Genomic DNA, 15,512 nt, shown 5'->3' with positions numbered 1-15,512 from the left:
CGGGACGCGGCGACGGGCCGCCGGACCGCGAAACCGCCGAGGAGGAGCCACCATGCCGCTGCTGGAGCCGGACCCCGACACGCTGCGCCCCGCCGCGGTGCGCCCGCCCTCCCACGACCGCGTCCCCGAGGAGCGGGCCGGGGGCACGCCGGAGCCGCTGCGCTCCGAGCTGACCGCCCTGCTCGGCGCCGAGAAGGTGCTCTGGAAGGTCTCCGACCTGGTGAAGTACGCCTCCGACGCCAGCCCGTACCGCTTCGTGCCCCAGGTGGTGGTCGTCCCGGAGGACATCGACGACATCTCCGCGATCCTGTCGTACGCGCACGGCAGGGGGCGCGGTGTCGTCTTCCGCGCCGCCGGTACGAGCCTCAACGGCCAGGCGCAGGGCGAGGACATCCTGGTGGACGTCCGGCGGAACTGGGCGGGCGTCGAGGTCCTGGCGGACGGCGCCCGGGCCCGTATCCGGCCGGGGACGACGGTCGTCCGGGCCAACGCCGCCCTCGCCCGGTACGGCAGGCTGCTGGGCCCCGACCCGGCCAGTGCCATCGCCTGCACGATCGGCGGCGTCGTCGCCAACAACGCCTCGGGCATGACCGCGGGCACCACCCGCAATTCGTACCGCACCGTCTCCTCGCTCACCTTCGTGCTGCCCAGCGGGACCGTGGTGGACACCGGCGATCCGGCGGCCGACGAGGAGCTGGCCCGCGCCGAGCCGCGGCTGTGCGAAGGGCTGCTGGCGCTCAAGGCCGAGATCGAGGCGGATGCCGCGCTCACCGCCCGCATCCGGGCCAAGTACGAGATCAAGAACACCAACGGCTATCGGCTGGACGCGTTTCTGGACGGTTCGACCCCGGTGGAGATCCTGCGCGGTCTCATGGTCGGCTCCGAGGGGACCTTCGGCTTCATCTCCGAGGTCGTCTTCGACACCCTGCCGCTGGACCGCCGGATCTCCACCGCGCTGCTGTTCTTCCCCTCGCTGACCGCCGCCGCGGCCGCCGTGCCGCTGTTCAACGAGGCGGGTGCCCTGGCCGTCGAGCTGATGGACGGCAACACCCTGCGCGCCTCGGTCAGTGTGCGGGGCGTGCCCTCCGACTGGGCCGGGCTGCCGAAGGAGACCACGGCGCTGCTGGTGGAGTTCCGCGCCCCCGACGAGGCCGGCCAGGAGGCGTACGAGCGGGCGGCGGCCGAGGTGGTACGGCGGCTGGAGCTGGTCCGGCCGGTGACCTCGGTGACCAACGAGTTCACCCGTGACGCGGCCACGATCTCCGGCTACTGGACGGCCCGCAAGGCGTTCGTCACCGCGGTCGGCGGCTCCCGCCCCTCGGGCACGACGCTGATCACGGAGGACTTCGCCGTCCCCCCGTCCCGGCTGGCGGACGCCTGCGAGGCGCTGCTCGCGCTCCAGGCGGAACACGGCTTCGACGCCGCCGTCGCCGGCCACGCCGCGCACGGCAATCTGCACTTCCTGCTGGCGTTCGACGCGGCGCGCCCGTCCGACGTCGAGCGCTACGCCGCCTTCATGGCGGACTTCTGCCGGCTGACGGTGGAGCGGTTCGACGGATCGCTCAAGGCGGAACACGCCACCGGCCGCAACATCGCTCCCTTCCTGGAGTTGGAATGGGGCCCGCGCGCCACCGAGCTGATGTGGCGCACCAAGCAGGTCATCGACCCGGACGGGGTCCTGGCCCCGAGGATCGTCCTGGACCGCGATCCGAAGGCCCATCTGCGCGGGCTGAAGACCATTCCGAAGGTGGAGCCGGTCGCGGACCCGTGCATCGAGTGCGGCTTCTGCGAACCGACCTGCCCCAGCCACGATCTGACGACCTCGCCGCGCCAGCGCATCGTGCTGCGCCGGGAGATGATGCGCCAGCCCGTCGATTCCACCGTCGAGACGAACCTCCTCGACTCCTACGGCTACGACGCCGTGGACACCTGCGCCGGTGACTCCACCTGCAAGCTGGCCTGCCCGGTCGGCATCGACACCGGCGCCATGATGAAGGGCTTCCGCCATCAGCGGCACTCGCCGCGCGAGGAGCGGATCGCCGCGCTCGCCGCCCGGCACTTCGGCGCGGCGGAGACGGCGGCACGGCTGGCGGTGGCCGCGGCGAGCAGGATCGACGACCGGCTGCTCCAGGGGGGCACCCGGCTCGCCCGCCGGGCGGTACGCCCGGACCTCGTCCCGGAGTGGCTGCCGGAGATCCCCGGCGCCGCCTCCCGGAAGCTGCCGCCGACGCGCAGGACGGGGGCGAGCGCCGTCTACTACCCGGCTTGTGTGAACCGTATCTTCGGCAGCCCGGACGGGTATCGCGGCCCGTCGCTGCCGCAGGCGGTGGTCGCCGTGTCGGCCCGGGCGGGAAGGCCCGTATGGATTCCGGACGACGTCAACGGCACCTGCTGCGCCACCATCTGGCACTCCAAGGGCTACGACGCCGGTAACGCCGTCATGGCCAACCGGATCGTGGAGGCCGCCTGGGGCTGGACCGGCGGCGGGAAGTTGCCGCTGGTGGTGGACGCCTCGTCGTGCACGCTGGGCATCGCCCAGGAGGTGGTCCCGTATCTCACCGAGGAGAACCGGGAACTGCACGGCGAGCTGACCATCACCGATTCCCTGGTCTGGGCGGCGGACGAACTGCTTCCTGAGCTGACGGTGCTGCGGACGAGGGGTTCGGCCGTGCTGCATCCGACCTGTTCGATGGAGCATCTCGCCGATGTGGACCGGTTGCACGCGGTGGCGGCGGCCTGCGCGGACGAGGCGGTGATCCCGGACGACGCCGCGTGCTGCGGCTTCGCGGGCGACCGCGGCATGCTGCACAAGGAGCTGACCGCCTCCGCGACGGCGAAGGAGGCCGCCGAGGTGCGGTCCCGCGCGTACGAGGCGTATCTCTCGGCCAACCGGATGTGCGAGATCGGCATGGACCGGGCGACGGGCCGTTCGTACCACTCGGCGCTGATGGAACTGGAGTGGGCGACACGCCCCGGCCCCGCCTGAGCGGAACCGGAGTGCGGCGGGCCGGACCCATGCCGTCAGATACGCAAGCTCGCGGCCGTCAGGCGCGCAAGCTCGCGCGGTCGCCCATGACCACGACCGGGTGCTGCTTCGGGTCCAGGGTGCGCAGCAGCTTCTCCATGGCCTCCTTGGACACGCTCACGCAGGCCGAGGTGCCGCTGCCGTGGTCCATGTGGAGCCAGATGCTGCCGCCCTTGGTCTGGCCCTGGGGGCGCGTCGGGTCGTTGGGGGGCGTGCCCTTGACGCGGTTGTAGTCGATCGCGATGACGTAGTCGAAGTCGTGCCAGTGGGTCTTGGGCCAGTAGTGCGGGGCCTGGATCGAGGGCGTCCGCGTGTAGGGGAGGCGGGCGCCGGGGTCGGCGAGCACGCCGCCGGCGTCGCTGAGGGTGAAGACGCCCACCGGGCTGCGCTTGTCGTTCTCGTGGTGGTCGGCCGTCCAGCCCTTCTTGCCGTTGTGGCCCTTCCAGCCCGCGACTTTGTCCCAGGTGGAGCGCGATTTGGTGTAGAGCACGACGGTGGAGTCCGCGGAGTTCTTTCCGGCGCCGTAGACGGCGACGACCTGGCGGGAGTCGGCCGGGATCTGCGACTGGAGCCGGTCTCCGACGTCGGGGATGCGCTTGAGGCCGGTGGTCGGGGGCTCGGCGTGGCCCTTCGAGGCGTGTCCCTGCGCGGCGGCGGACCGCTTGGCGGCGCCGCTCTTCTTCGCGCCGTCGTTCCCGTCGCCCCCGCAGGACGTCAGGGTCGTGAGCAGGACACCACAGGCGGCCGCCGAGGCCACCACTCGTACCGCACCGGCTATACGCATCCGTCCATGCTCGCACCCGGTGCGGGGCCTGCCCGCCCGTGCCCGGCCCGCCCCGTGAAAGCGTGCCGAATCTTTACCCGCCCGGGCGGACAACGGTCCGCAGGCCGGACGGCCGGGGACCGTATGCACGCGCATCCGCATAAAACCGTTTGCCGGTTCCCCGGTGGCGGGCGAAGCTGGCACGGTTTGGTTCCCCCGCCTGCGTCCCCCCGCAGGTGACGGACCGCTGTCCCGGCGCGCGCTCGGCGCCTCGGCGGGCCCGGTCCTTCCGATCCCTTGGGATGTCATGCACATTCGCGATCTTCCGTATCCGGACCCCGGCGATCCCGACGTCCGTTCGGGCCCCCGCTTCCTGCTCTGGCTCGGCCGCAATCAGCTGGGCGGCCAGGTCAAGGCGTTGCTGTGGGGGCTGCTGCACCAGTGCTCGATCGCGGGGTACCCGCTCGCGGTGGGCCTCGCCGTCCAGGCGGTCGTCGACCGGTCCGGGAGCCGGCTCGCGCTGGCGGGTGCGCTGACCGCGCTGCTGGGTGTGGTGACGGCGGTGAGCGACGCCATGGTCCACCGGAGCGCCGTCACCAACTGGATCACCGCGGCCGCGCGGGTCCAGCAGCTGCTCGCCCGCAAGACCGCGGAGCTGGGTTCGCTGCTGACGCGCAGGGTCGCGGCGGGCGAGGTGGTCGCGGTGTCGACCGGTGACGTGGAGAAGATCGGCTGGTTCGTGGAGTCCCTCTCCCGCTTCATCGCCGCCGCGACCGTGCTCGTCGTCATCAGCGTGGGGCTCGTCGTCTATCTGCCGTCGCTGGGCGTCCTCGTGGCGATCGCCATGCCGTTCCTCGCCCTGTCCGTCCTGCCGCTGCTGCCGCGCGCCACCCGGCGGGCCGACGTGCAGCGGGAGAAGGGCGGCCGGGCCACCGAGCTCGCCTCGGACACCGTGGCCGGGCTGCGGGTCCTGCGCGGTATCGGCGGCGAGGAGCTGTTCCTGAAGCGGTACCGGCGGGCCTCGCAGGAGGTTCGGGTGGCGGCGGTGCACAGCGCCCGGATGTGGTCGCTGATCTCCGCCGTGCAGGTGCTGCTGCCGGGGCTGCTGCTGCTCGCCCTGGTCGTCCACGGCGCCGCGCTGGCCCGTGACGGCAGGATCGGGGTCGGCGAGCTGGTCACGGTGTACAGCGCGGTCACCCTGATGCTGTTTCCTCTGCGGCACTTCGAAGAGATCGCGATGGCCTACTCCTTCTCCCGTCCCTCGGCGCAGCGCGCGGTGCGTGTGCTGGGGCTGAGCCGCACCGCCCGGCCGGCCACCGTCACCACCGCCCCGTCCGGCGATCTGTACGACCCGGTCACCGGCCTGCTGGCCCCGCAGGGCCGGCTCACCGCCGTGGTGTGCGGCGACCCGGACGAGGCGGGCCGGCTGGCGGACCGGCTCGGCGGCCACGCCCTGCCCGGCGAGACCGGGTCCGCGGCCGGGGACGGCAACGCGGACGGCAACGGCAACGGGGACAGCGACGGCACCGACGCCCCGCCCTCCGTCCTGCTGGGCGGCGTGGCCCTGGACGAGGTGGAGCGGTCCGTGGCGCGGGCCGCCGTGCTGGTCCAGGACAAGGACCCGGTGCTGCTCTCCGGCACCCTGCGCGAACTGCTCGACGTGCCCTCGTCCGGGCGGGTGGCGGCCGGTGAGGCGCTGTCCGCCGCGCAGTGCGACGACGTACTGGCCGCGCTGGCCCAGGCGTCGCCGGACCCGGACTGCGAGCCGATGGACACCCGGATCACCGAACGCGGCCGGTCCCTGTCCGGCGGCCAGCGCCAGCGGCTCGCCCTGGCCCGGTCGCTGCTGGCGGACCCGGACGTCCTCGTCCTCGACGAGCCCACCTCCGCGGTCGACTCGCACACCGAGGCCCGCGTCGCGGCGGGCGTCAGGGAGCTGCGCGCGAACCGTACGACCGTCGCGTTCTCCTCCTCGCCGCTGCTGCTGGACCTGGCGGACCGGGTGGCGCTGGTGCACGACGGCACGGTCGTCGCGGTCGGCACGCACCGCGAGCTGCTGCGCACCGAGGAGCGGTACCGGGCCGTCGTGGCCCGCGACACCGACGACGAGAAGGAGCCCGACGCCGCACCCGAGCGGAGCGAGGGCGTAAGCACCGAACAGGAAGTCGAGGAACGGGCATGAGCGGCGTCGCCCCACCGCCCCGGAGCCAACCGGCCCGCAGCCAACCGGCCCAGCAGCAGCCGGAAGAGAATCCGTCGGCCCCCACCGGCTACGCTCCCCATCCGCCCGTCCACCAGCCCCCCGCCTACGATCCGGCGGCCCCCGAGACCGCCACCACCCTGCCGGTCGCCGGGCCCATGACCGTACGGGCGTACGTCCTGGAGCTGATGCGGCGCCACCGCGGGCCGTTCATCGTGGTGACGCTGCTCAACACGCTGGCGGTGACGGCGTCCATCGTGGGCCCGTACCTGCTGGGCGGCGTCGTCGAGGACCTGTCCGACGGGGTCTCCGACCTGCATCTGGAGCGCACCGCCGCCGTGTTCGCGCTGGCGCTCGTCGTGCAGACGGTGGCCACCCGGACGATGCGGCTGCGCAGCGCCATGCTGGGCGAGGAGATGCTCGCCGATCTGCGCGAGGACTTCCTCGTGCGGTCGGTGCGGCTGCCGCCGGGCGTGCTGGAGCGGGCGGGCACGGGCGATCTGCTGTCCCGGATCACCACGGACATCGACCGGCTCGCCAACGCGATGCGCGAGGCCGTGCCGCAGCTGACGATCGGCGTGGTGTGGGTGGGGCTGCTCGTGGCCGCCCTCACGATCACCGCTCCCCCGCTGGCCCTCGCGGTGCTCGTCGCGCTGCCGCTGCTGCTGATCGGCTGCCGCTGGTACTTCCGCCGGGCTCCCTCGGCGTACCGCTCGGAGGCCGCCGGTTACGCGGCCGTCGCGGCGATGCTGGCGGAGACCGTGGACGCGGGGCGGACCGTGGAGGCGCACCGGCTGGGGGCGCGCCGGGTCGGTCTTTCGGACCTGCGTGTCCGGCAGTGGACCGCGTGGGAGCGGTACACGATGTTCCTGCGCACGGTGCTCTTCCCGGTCATCAACGTCACGTACGCGACGATCGTCGGCGCGGTCCTGCTGCTGGGCGGCTGGTTCGTCATCGAGGGCTGGCTCACGGTGGGGCAGCTGACCATGGGCGCGCTGCTCGCGCAGATGATGGTGGACCCGATCGGTCTGATCCTGCGCTGGTACGACGAGTTGCAGGTGGCGCAGGTGTCGCTGGCGCGGCTGGTGGGCGTGCGGGAGATCGAGCCGGACGCGGGGGACGCCTCGGTGTCCCCGGACGGCCGGGACGTACGGGCGGACGAGGTGCGCTTCGGGTACGTGGACGGGGTCGACGTGCTGCACAAGGTGTCGCTGGACGTCGCGCCGGGTACGCGCCTGGCGCTGGTCGGGCCGTCCGGTGCGGGCAAGTCGACGCTGGGCCGGCTGCTGGCGGGGATCTACGCCCCGCGCGCCGGTGAGGTGACGCTCGGCGGTGCGCGGCTGTCGCGGATGGCGACGGAGCGGGTGCGGTCGCATGTGGCGCTGGTCAACCAGGAGCACCATGTGTTCGTCGGCTCGTTGCGAGACAACCTGCTGCTGGCGCGGGCGGACGCCGGGGACGCGGAGCTGTGGGCGTCGCTGGCGGCGGTGGACGCGGACGGCTGGGCGCGGGCGCTGGCGGACGGGCTCGACTCGGAGGTCGGGTCCGGGGGGCTGGTGGTCACTCCGGCGCAGGCCCAGCAGATCGCGCTGGCCCGGCTGGTGCTGGCCGATCCGCACACGCTGGTCCTGGACGAGGCGACGTCGCTGCTCGATCCGCGGGCGGCCCGGAACCTGGAGCGGTCGCTGGCCCGGGTGCTGGACGGCCGTACGGTGGTGGCGATCGCCCACCGGCTGCACACGGCGCACGACGCGGACGTGATCGCCGTGGTCGAGCAGGGCCGGATCAGCGAGCTGGGCAGCCATGACGAGCTGGTGGCGGCGGACGGGGCGTACGCGGCGCTCTGGCGCTCCTGGCACGGCTGACGGGGTTCCGGCGGCGGGGCCGGTTGGTGCGCCGGCCTGCGGACAGCCTGGCCGCCGTCCGCGCGGCCGGGCCGTCCGGGAGCGGGCCTTCCGGGAGCGGGCCTTCCGGGAGCGGGTCAGATGACGTTCAGGGCGGCGGCCGCGCCGACTCCCCCGAGGATCATGAAGACCGGCATCAGCACCTTGATCTCGACCCAGCTGCCGGCCTTGAAGCGCATGGCCTTCGGCGGCCCGATCGGGTACCAGCGCTTGCGGCCGAGCGGGATGGGCCACAGGATCGGGCAGCCGGAGACGGTCAGCGCGTCGCCGATGTCGTGGACGAGGGCGCCGAGCACGATGGGCAGCCCCAGCCACAGGTATTCCTGGCCCGGGGCGCTGAACAGCCAGTCCGCGCCGTTGCCCGGCTTGTCGAGGAAGCCGGCGAGAATCCAGGCGCTGGTGGCCCCGAGCAGCCACACCAGGACGTCGCTGGAGACGCGGGCGGCCCGCCACAGCAGCCCCTCGACGGCGAGGACGAGGTGGACGAAGAGGATGGCGAGGACCGCCCAGCGGCCTCCGGTGATCGCCAGGGCGGAGGCGCCGCCGCCGATCAGGACGGCCCACACCCAGGTGTGGGTGAGGGTGCGGTGGCCGCCGTTGCGGTGGGAGTCGCCGCGCATGCGGGTGGCCTTGTAGACGGCGTGCGAGAGCTTGTCGACGATCTCGCAGAGGGCGCGCGAGACGGGTCCGAAGGCGCGGGAGATGGTCGCTGACTTGTGGTCGAGGTCGGGGGCGAGAGCCGCGCCCGCGGTGATGAGCGCGCCGACGACGAGGACGGGCCAGGGCATGGTGTGGCCCGCGGCGGCCGCCGCGGCGCCCACCCCCAGCCAGGCCGCCGCTCCTGACAGTGAGTGTGCCGGTCCCATCATGGCTGTCGAGCCCCCCGTTACGTGTCGCCGAGCGCGCCCGCCGGTGCCGGCCGCACGGTGCGGCCACTGCCGTTGCGGTGCGGCCGAGTTGAGAGGGCAGCGTATCGTCCGTGATCTTCCGGCCGCCGTCCGGTTCCCTCATCGGGGCGGAAGGCAGGCAAGATGGGGGCGTGACCCTTATCGATCAGCTCCCCCCGACCGACGATCCCGACGCTCTCTTCGAGGCTTTCTCGTCCTGGACCGAGACGCAGGGGATCACCCTCTATCCCGCTCAGGAGGAGGCGCTGATCGAGGTGGTGTCCGGGGCCAACGTGATCCTGTCGACGCCGACCGGTTCCGGGAAGAGCCTGGTCGCGGCGGGTGCGCATTTCACGGCGCTGGCGCAGGACAAGGTCACCTTCTACACCGCGCCGATCAAGGCGCTGGTGTCGGAGAAGTTCTTCGACCTGTGCAAGCTGTTCGGTACGGAGAACGTGGGCATGCTGACCGGGGACGCCTCGGTCAACGCCGACGCCCCGGTGATCTGCTGCACCGCCGAGGTGCTGGCCTCGATCGCGCTGCGTGACGGGAAGTACGCGGACATCGGCCAGGTGGTGATGGACGAGTTCCACTTCTACGCGGAGCCGGACCGCGGCTGGGCCTGGCAGATCCCGCTGCTCGAACTCCCGCAGGCGCAGTTCGTCCTGATGTCGGCGACGCTCGGCGACGTCCGGATGTTCGAGGAGGATCTGACGCGGCGCACCGGCCGTCCGACGTCGGTGATCCGGTCGGCGACGCGTCCGGTGCCGCTGAGTTACGAGTACCGGCTGACGCCGATCACGGAGACGCTGACCGAGCTGCTGGAGACCCGGCAGTCGCCGGTGTACATCGTGCACTTCACGCAGGCGGCGGCGGTGGAGCGGGCGCAGTCGCTGATGAGCATCAACATGTGCACCAAGGAGGAGAAGGAGCGGATCGCCGATCTGATCGGCAACTTCCGTTTCACCACCAAGTTCGGCCAGAACCTCTCGCGCTATGTGCGGCACGGCATCGGGGTGCACCACGCGGGGATGCTGCCCAAGTACCGCAGGCTGGTGGAGAAACTGGCGCAGGCGGGGCTGCTGAAGGTGATCTGCGGGACGGACACGCTGGGCGTCGGTGTCAACGTGCCGATCCGCACGGTGCTGTTCACCGCGCTCACCAAGTACGACGGCACGCGGGTGCGGACGCTGCGGGCGCGCGAGTTCCACCAGATCGCGGGCCGGGCCGGGCGGGCGGGCTTCGACACGGCGGGCTTCGTCGTCGCGCAGGCCCCCGAGCACGTCATCGAGAACGAGAAGGCGGTCCGGAAGGCCGGTGACGACCCGAAGAAGAAGCGGAAGGTCGTCCGCAAGAAGGCCCCCGAGGGCTTCGTGGCCTGGTCGGAGAGCACGTTCGACAAGCTGATCCAGTCCGATCCGGAGCCGCTGACCTCGCGTTTCCGGGTGACGCACACGATGCTGCTGTCCGTGATCGCCCGGCCGGGCAACGCCTTCGAGGCGATGCGGCGGCTGCTGGAGGACAACCACGAGCCGCGCCGGGCGCAGCTGCGGCACATCCGCCGGGCCATCGCGATCTACCGGTCACTGCTGGACGGCGGTGTGGTGGAGCGGCTGGACGAGCCGGACGCGGAGGGCCGCATCGTGCGGCTGACCGTGGATCTCCAGCAGGACTTCGCGCTGAACCAGCCGCTGTCCACGTTCGCGCTGGCCGCGTTCGAGCTGCTGGACCAGGACTCGCCGTCGTACGCGCTGGACATGGTCTCGGTGGTGGAGTCGACGCTGGACGATCCGCGCCAGATCCTGGCCGCGCAGCAGAACAAGGCGCGCGGTGAGGCGGTCGGGCAGATGAAGGCCGACGGCATCGAGTACGAGGAGCGGATGGAGCTGCTCCAGGAGGTGACGTACCCGAAGCCGCTGAGCGAGCTGCTGTGGCACGCGTACGACGTCTACCGGCGCAGCCACCCGTGGGTGGGTGACCATCCGGTGTCGCCGAAGTCGGTGATCCGGGACATGTACGAACGGGCGATGACGTTCACGGAGTTCACCTCGAACTACGAGCTGGCGCGGACCGAGGGCATCGTCCTGCGGTATCTGGCGAGCGCGTACAAGGCGCTGGAGCACACGATTCCGGACGACCTCAAGTCGGAGGATCTGGAGGATCTGATCGCCTGGCTGGGCGAGATGGTCCGTCAGGTGGACTCCAGTCTGCTGGACGAGTGGGAGCAGCTGGCCAATCCGGAGGTGGAGACGGCCGAGCAGGCGCAGGAGCGGGCGGACGAGGTCAAGCCGGTCACGGCGAACGCCCGCGCGTTCCGGGTGCTGGTGCGCAACGCGATGTTCCGCCGGGTGGAGCTGGCCGCGCTGGACCGGGTCCGGGAGCTGGGCGAGCTGGACGCCGACGCGGGCTGGGACGAGGACGCGTGGGGCGAGGCGATGGACGCGTACTGGGACGAGTACGAGGAGCTGGGCACCGGCCCCGACGCGCGCGGCCCGAAGCTGCTGAAGATCGACGAGGACGCGCGGCACGGGGTGTGGCGGGTGCGGCAGACGTTCGCCGATCCGAACGGCGACCACGACTGGGGCATCAGCGCGGAGGTGGACCTCGCCGCGTCCGACGAGGAGGGCCGGGCGGTCGTGCGGGTCACGTCCGTGGGCCAGTTGTGAGCGCGGGGAACGACGGCATGGCGAATCCGGCCGAGCGCCTGGTCGATCTGCTCGACCTGGAGCGGATCGAGGTGAACATCTTCCGGGGCCGCAGCCCCGACGAGTCCTTGCAGCGGGTCTTCGGCGGCCAGGTGGCGGGGCAGGCGCTGGTGGCGGCGGGCCGCACCACGGACGGGGACCGGCCGGTGCACTCGCTGCACGCGTACTTCCTGCGGCCGGGGCGTCCCGGTGTGCCGATCGTGTACGACGTGGAGCGGGTCCGGGACGGCAGGTCGTTCACGACGCGCCGGGTGACGGCGGTGCAGCAGGGCCGGACGATCTTCAATCTGACGGCGTCGTTCCACCGGCCGGAGGAGGCGGGGTTCGAGCACCAGTTGCCGCCGGCCCGTGCGGTGCCGGACCCGGAGGAGCTGCCGACGGTCGCCGAGGAGGTGCGCGAGCATCTGGGCGGGCTGCCGGAGGCGCTGGAGCGGATGGCGCGGCGCCAGCCGTTCGACATCCGCTATGTGGACCGGCTGCGCTGGACGCGCGAGGAGATCGAGGACGCGGACCCGCGCAGCGCGGTGTGGATGCGTGCGGTGGGGCCGCTGGGCGACGATCCGCTGGTGCACACGTGCGCGCTGACGTACGCGAGTGACATGACGTTGCTGGACGCGGTCCGCATCCCGGTGGAGCCGCTGTGGGGGCCGCGCGGCTACGACCTTGCCTCGCTGGATCACGCGATGTGGTTCCACCGGCCGTTCCGGGCCGACGAGTGGTTCCTGTACGACCAGGAGTCGCCGGTCGCGACGGGCGGGCGGGGGCTGGCGCGCGGCCGGATCTACGACCGGGCGGGGAATCTGCTGGTGTCGGTGGTACAGGAGGGCCTGTTCCGGCGGTTGGGCGGCACCCCGTCCGCGTGACGGACCGGCGTCGTCCCGCCGGTGGCGGCTGACTACTGTTCGACTTCCCGGTCATCACAACGGAGGAGCGCGCAGGTGGCCACCACCCTGAAGGTGAGTCCCGTCGCCACGGGGAAGAAGGCGTGGAAGCGGGTGGCGGCGCGGTCTGCGGCCTCGCCCTTCAGCCATGTCGTCCACATCAGGGAGCAGCCGGCGGACCCGCCGCGCGTGCTGGCCCATCTGGAGCGGGAGCTGCCGCCGGGCGGCGTACCGGCCTACCTCGCCGCCCGCAAAACCGGGGCCCGCTCCTTCGTGCTGTGGGCGGACGCGCGGCGCCGTGCCCGGCTGGCGACGGTGGTCACGGTCTCGGCGGGTGACGGGGTGTCCTCGTACCAGGTGCTGGGCGGTCACGGCGAGGTCCTCGGCACGGTCGTACGGGAGAAGGCGTGCGCGGGCCGGGGGCTGCGGACCCGCTGGACGGTCACCCAGACGGGCTGCCCGGAGGCCGTGGGGTTCAAGGGCCGGATCTTCTGGTGGTACGTGTGGTGGCCGCTGTTCCCGCTGTGGGCGGCGCTCGGGGTGGCCTGCGTGGTGGGAGGCGGCGGGGACGTGCCGCGCGGGCCCCGGCGCATCCTCTGGCGGGCCGGCGGCGAGACGCCGCTGGAGTTCCGGGCGGACGGCGAGGTCGTCGTGCACGCGCGGTGGGCGGACCAGCGTCTGGCGGCCGCCCTCAGTGCCCTGGTCCTGTCGTTCGACAGCTGGCTGGGCATGCCCTGGGACAACCGGCCCGAGTGAGGCACGCGCTGGTCCGTCCGGGCGATCCCTCCGGGTGAGTACGCCGGTCGGGGCGAGCCCTGGCGGGCGTGGGGCTCGGGGGCGCGGAAGGTGGTCGCGCGCGTTGCGTGCGGGCCCCGTCCGGCGTCCGGGTGCGCGGCTGAGGAGGCGGGTCGATGACGGCGGATCAGGTGTACGCGGGCCTCGGGCTGATCGTGGTCCTCGCGGTCGGTTCGCAGCTGCTGGCGAGCCGGCTGCGGGTGCCGGCGCTGCTCGTGCTGCTGCCCGCGGGGTTCATCGCCGGGGCGGTCACCGACGACGTCGATCCGCAGCTGCTGCTCGGCTCCGCCTTCTCGCCGCTGGTGTCGCTCGCGGTGGCGGTGATCCTTTACGACGCCGGGCTCGGGCTGGACCTGAAGCGGCTCAGGGGCCACAACCGGCGGGTGGTGATCCGGCTGCTGTGGCTGGGGGTGCTGCTGACGGTGGTGTCGGCCGCGCTGTTCGCCGTGCCGGTGCTGGACATGTCGGCGCAGTCGGCGGTCATGCTGGCCGCGATCCTCGTGGTGTCCGGCCCGACCGTGGTGGGGCCGCTGCTCTCCTTCGTACGGCCCACCGAGCGGCTGCGGCGCATCCTCGTCTGGGAGGGTTCGCTGATCGACCCGGTCGGCGGGATTCTGGGCGCACTCGTCTTCCACGGGGTCCTCGCGGGCAACCGGCCGGGGTTCGGCGACGGGCTCGTCCACTTCCTGGCGAGCGCGGTGCTGGGGGTGGCGGCGGGGGCGGCAGGGGCGGCGGTGCTGTGGCTGCTGCTGGGGCGGGCGCGGCTCAGCGAGGAGCTGGCGACGTCGGCGCAACTGGCCGCCGTGATCGGGGTGGCCGCCGGCTGCGACGCGCTGCGCGACGACACGGGGCTGATCGCGGCCGTGGTCATGGGGATGGCCATGGCGAACCTGCCGGGTCTGGACCTGCCGGCGCGCCGGCCGTTCTTCGAGACGCTGGTCTCGCTGATCATCGGGCTGCTGTTCGTCTCCATCTCGGCGACGGTGACCCCGGCGTCGCTGCGGCATGTGGTGCTGCCGTCGCTGGCGCTGGTCGCCCTGCTGGTGCTGGTGACCCGGCCGCTGGTCGCGCATCTGGCCGCGATGGGCACCGATGTGCCGGGCCGGGAGAGATGGTTCATCGGCTGGATGGCGCCGCGCGGCATCGTCGCCGCGGCCACCGCCTCCACGTTCTCCACCGAACTCGCCGACCACCATGTCGCCGGGGCCGAACGCATCCTGCCCGCCACCTTCGTGGTGATCGTGGCGACCGTGATGCTCTACGGGCTGACGGCGTTCCCGGTGGCGCGGCGGCTCGGGGTGCTGCGGCCCGCCCGGTCCCGGCCGCTGCTGGTGGGCGGGGCGCCCTGGGTGGTGGACGCGGCGTGCGCCCTGCGGGCGGCCGGGCTCGACGTGCTGATGTGGGCGGGCGCGGACGAGGAGCGGGCGCGGATCGAGGCGGCCGGTCTCTCGCTGGCCCCCGGTGAGCTGTTCGCCTCGGCGACCGGCGCGGGCGCCGAGCTGGAGGGGATCACCTCGGTGCTGCTGCTCACCGGCGAGGACGACTTCAACGCGCTGGCGTCGGTGACGCTGCGGGAGAGCGTCGAGGGGACGGTCGGCCGGCTGGCCCCGCCGTCCGCGAGCCACGGTGTGCTGGCCCCGTACACCGGGGGCGACGCGCTGTTCGGGCCGGGGCTCACCCGGGCGGACATCGACGCGAAGTACGAGGCCGGGGCGCGGGTGGTGACGCGGACGGCGGACGGTCCGCTGCCGGCGGACGAGCGGGTGCTGTTCGTGGTGGGCGCGGAGGGCCGGCTGGAGGTGGTGACGGACGGCGGTCGCCCGGAGCCGGTTCCGGGCGACACACTCGTGGTGCTGCGGGAGGCGTGAGGCGCCCCGGCGGTCTCAGACCCTCGCCGGGCGGTCCGGGCTCGAGCAGAGCGCCCAGATGATGAAGACGTCGATGGCGATGAGCACGACGGACCAGAGCGGGTAGTACGGCAGCCACAGGAAGTTGGCGAGGGCGCCGAGCCCCGCCAGGATCACACCCACCACCCGCGCCCACAGGGCCCCGCTGAACAGGGCGCAGCCGGCCAGGACGATGACGATGCCGACGATGAGGTGGATCCAGCCCCAGCCGGTCAGGTTGAACTGGAAGACGTAGTTGCGCGTGGCGACGAAGACGTCGTCCTCGGCGATGGCCGCGATGCCCTGGAAGATCGCCATAGCGCCGCCGAAGATCATCAGGACCGCGGCGAACACGGTCCAGCCCGTGCGGGCGGGGTGGTGTGATCCGTCGGTGCCGGGTGCCGCCGCTGGTGCGCTGCCGGTGCTGGCCATTGCGGGCCTCCTTCGCTGGCACGGCCGCCCGGCG

General features: G+C 72.7%; 10 protein-coding genes. 7 read left to right on the top strand and 3 right to left on the bottom strand.

What is annotated here, in order from left to right; genetic code table 11:
- Positions 1-52: 52 nt before the first annotated feature.
- A complete protein-coding gene (locus DNK56_RS15710; RefSeq protein ID WP_111334465.1) occupies positions 53-2,986 on the top strand; it encodes an FAD-binding and (Fe-S)-binding domain-containing protein in 2,934 nt (977 codons plus the stop codon).
- A 58-nt stretch (positions 2,987-3,044) separates the two neighbouring features.
- On the opposite strand, the gene DNK56_RS15705 is transcribed toward DNK56_RS15710, so the two are convergent.
- Positions 3,045-3,785: a L,D-transpeptidase family protein gene (locus DNK56_RS15705; protein ID WP_111334463.1), complete on the bottom strand. Its 741-nt coding sequence runs from the start codon at positions 3,783-3,785 to the stop codon at positions 3,045-3,047.
- Positions 3,786-4,095: 310 nt separating this feature from the next.
- Here DNK56_RS15705 and DNK56_RS15700 point away from each other — a divergent pair, with 310 nt between their 5' ends.
- Both DNK56_RS15700 and DNK56_RS15695 read left to right on the top strand, forming a co-directional pair.
- Positions 4,096-5,970, top strand: coding sequence for an ABC transporter transmembrane domain-containing protein (locus DNK56_RS15700; protein ID WP_111334461.1), 1,875 nt, complete (start codon positions 4,096-4,098; stop codon positions 5,968-5,970).
- Entirely contained in the window at positions 5,967-7,853 is a 1,887-nt protein-coding gene (locus tag DNK56_RS15695) for an ABC transporter ATP-binding protein (protein WP_241989887.1), read from the top strand. Before DNK56_RS15700 ends, DNK56_RS15695 begins: the two co-directional genes overlap by 4 nt.
- 116 nt (positions 7,854-7,969) lie before the next feature.
- Here DNK56_RS15695 and DNK56_RS15690 read toward each other — a convergent pair whose 3' ends face one another.
- The gene (locus DNK56_RS15690) at positions 7,970-8,761 is read right to left on the bottom strand and encodes a metal-dependent hydrolase (protein ID WP_111334459.1); all 792 of its coding nucleotides are present in this window, start codon (positions 8,759-8,761) and stop codon (positions 7,970-7,972) included.
- Positions 8,762-8,931: 170 nt separating this feature from the next.
- Here DNK56_RS15690 and DNK56_RS15685 point away from each other — a divergent pair, with 170 nt between their 5' ends.
- The 4 genes from DNK56_RS15685 to DNK56_RS15670 all read left to right on the top strand — a co-directional run bounded on the left by DNK56_RS15685 (position 8,932) and on the right by DNK56_RS15670 (position 15,028).
- Positions 8,932-11,445 (top strand): DEAD/DEAH box helicase, encoded by a 2,514-nt coding sequence (locus tag DNK56_RS15685; protein ID WP_111334457.1) that lies wholly within the window; start codon positions 8,932-8,934, stop codon positions 11,443-11,445.
- A 17-nt stretch (positions 11,446-11,462) separates the two neighbouring features.
- Positions 11,463-12,347 carry an acyl-CoA thioesterase gene (locus tag DNK56_RS15680; protein ID WP_111334455.1) on the top strand — a complete coding sequence of 295 codons (885 nt, stop codon included), beginning with the start codon at positions 11,463-11,465 and terminating at the stop codon, positions 12,345-12,347.
- Between the two features lie 75 nt (positions 12,348-12,422).
- Positions 12,423-13,121 (top strand): hypothetical protein, encoded by a 699-nt coding sequence (locus tag DNK56_RS15675; protein WP_111334453.1) that lies wholly within the window; start codon positions 12,423-12,425, stop codon positions 13,119-13,121.
- A gap of 155 nt (positions 13,122-13,276) precedes the next feature.
- Positions 13,277-15,028: a cation:proton antiporter gene (locus tag DNK56_RS15670; protein ID WP_111334451.1), complete on the top strand. Its 1,752-nt coding sequence runs from the start codon at positions 13,277-13,279 to the stop codon at positions 15,026-15,028.
- Positions 15,029-15,043: 15 nt separating this feature from the next.
- On the opposite strand, the gene DNK56_RS15665 is transcribed toward DNK56_RS15670, so the two are convergent.
- A complete protein-coding gene (locus tag DNK56_RS15665) occupies positions 15,044-15,478 on the bottom strand; it encodes a DUF7144 family membrane protein (RefSeq protein ID WP_111334449.1) in 435 nt (144 codons plus the stop codon).
- Between the last annotated feature and the right edge of the window lie 34 nt (positions 15,479-15,512).

The organism is Streptomyces sp. AC1-42W, assembly GCF_003248355.1.
GTDB lineage: Bacteria > Actinomycetota > Actinomycetes > Streptomycetales > Streptomycetaceae > Streptomyces.
The sequence above is the reverse complement of the archived record's forward strand: the minus strand, read 5'-3'. Positions and strand labels throughout refer to the sequence as shown.

Bases quoted from the DNA above. Each gene is read 5' to 3' on its own strand.
- DNK56_RS15690 (WP_111334459.1), bottom strand. From the start codon at position 8,761: ATGATGGGACCGGCACACTCACTGTCAGGAGCGGCGGCCTGGCTGGGG.
- DNK56_RS15670 (WP_111334451.1), top strand. From the start codon at position 13,277: ATGACGGCGGATCAGGTGTACGCGGGCCTCGGGCTGATCGTGGTCCTC.
- DNK56_RS15710 (WP_111334465.1), top strand. From the start codon at position 53: ATGCCGCTGCTGGAGCCGGACCCCGACACGCTGCGCCCCGCCGCGGTG.
- DNK56_RS15665 (WP_111334449.1), bottom strand. From the start codon at position 15,478: ATGGCCAGCACCGGCAGCGCACCAGCGGCGGCACCCGGCACCGACGGA.
- DNK56_RS15695 (WP_241989887.1), top strand. From the start codon at position 5,967: ATGAGCGGCGTCGCCCCACCGCCCCGGAGCCAACCGGCCCGCAGCCAA.
- DNK56_RS15700 (WP_111334461.1), top strand. From the start codon at position 4,096: ATGCACATTCGCGATCTTCCGTATCCGGACCCCGGCGATCCCGACGTC.
- DNK56_RS15680 (WP_111334455.1), top strand. From the start codon at position 11,463: ATGGCGAATCCGGCCGAGCGCCTGGTCGATCTGCTCGACCTGGAGCGG.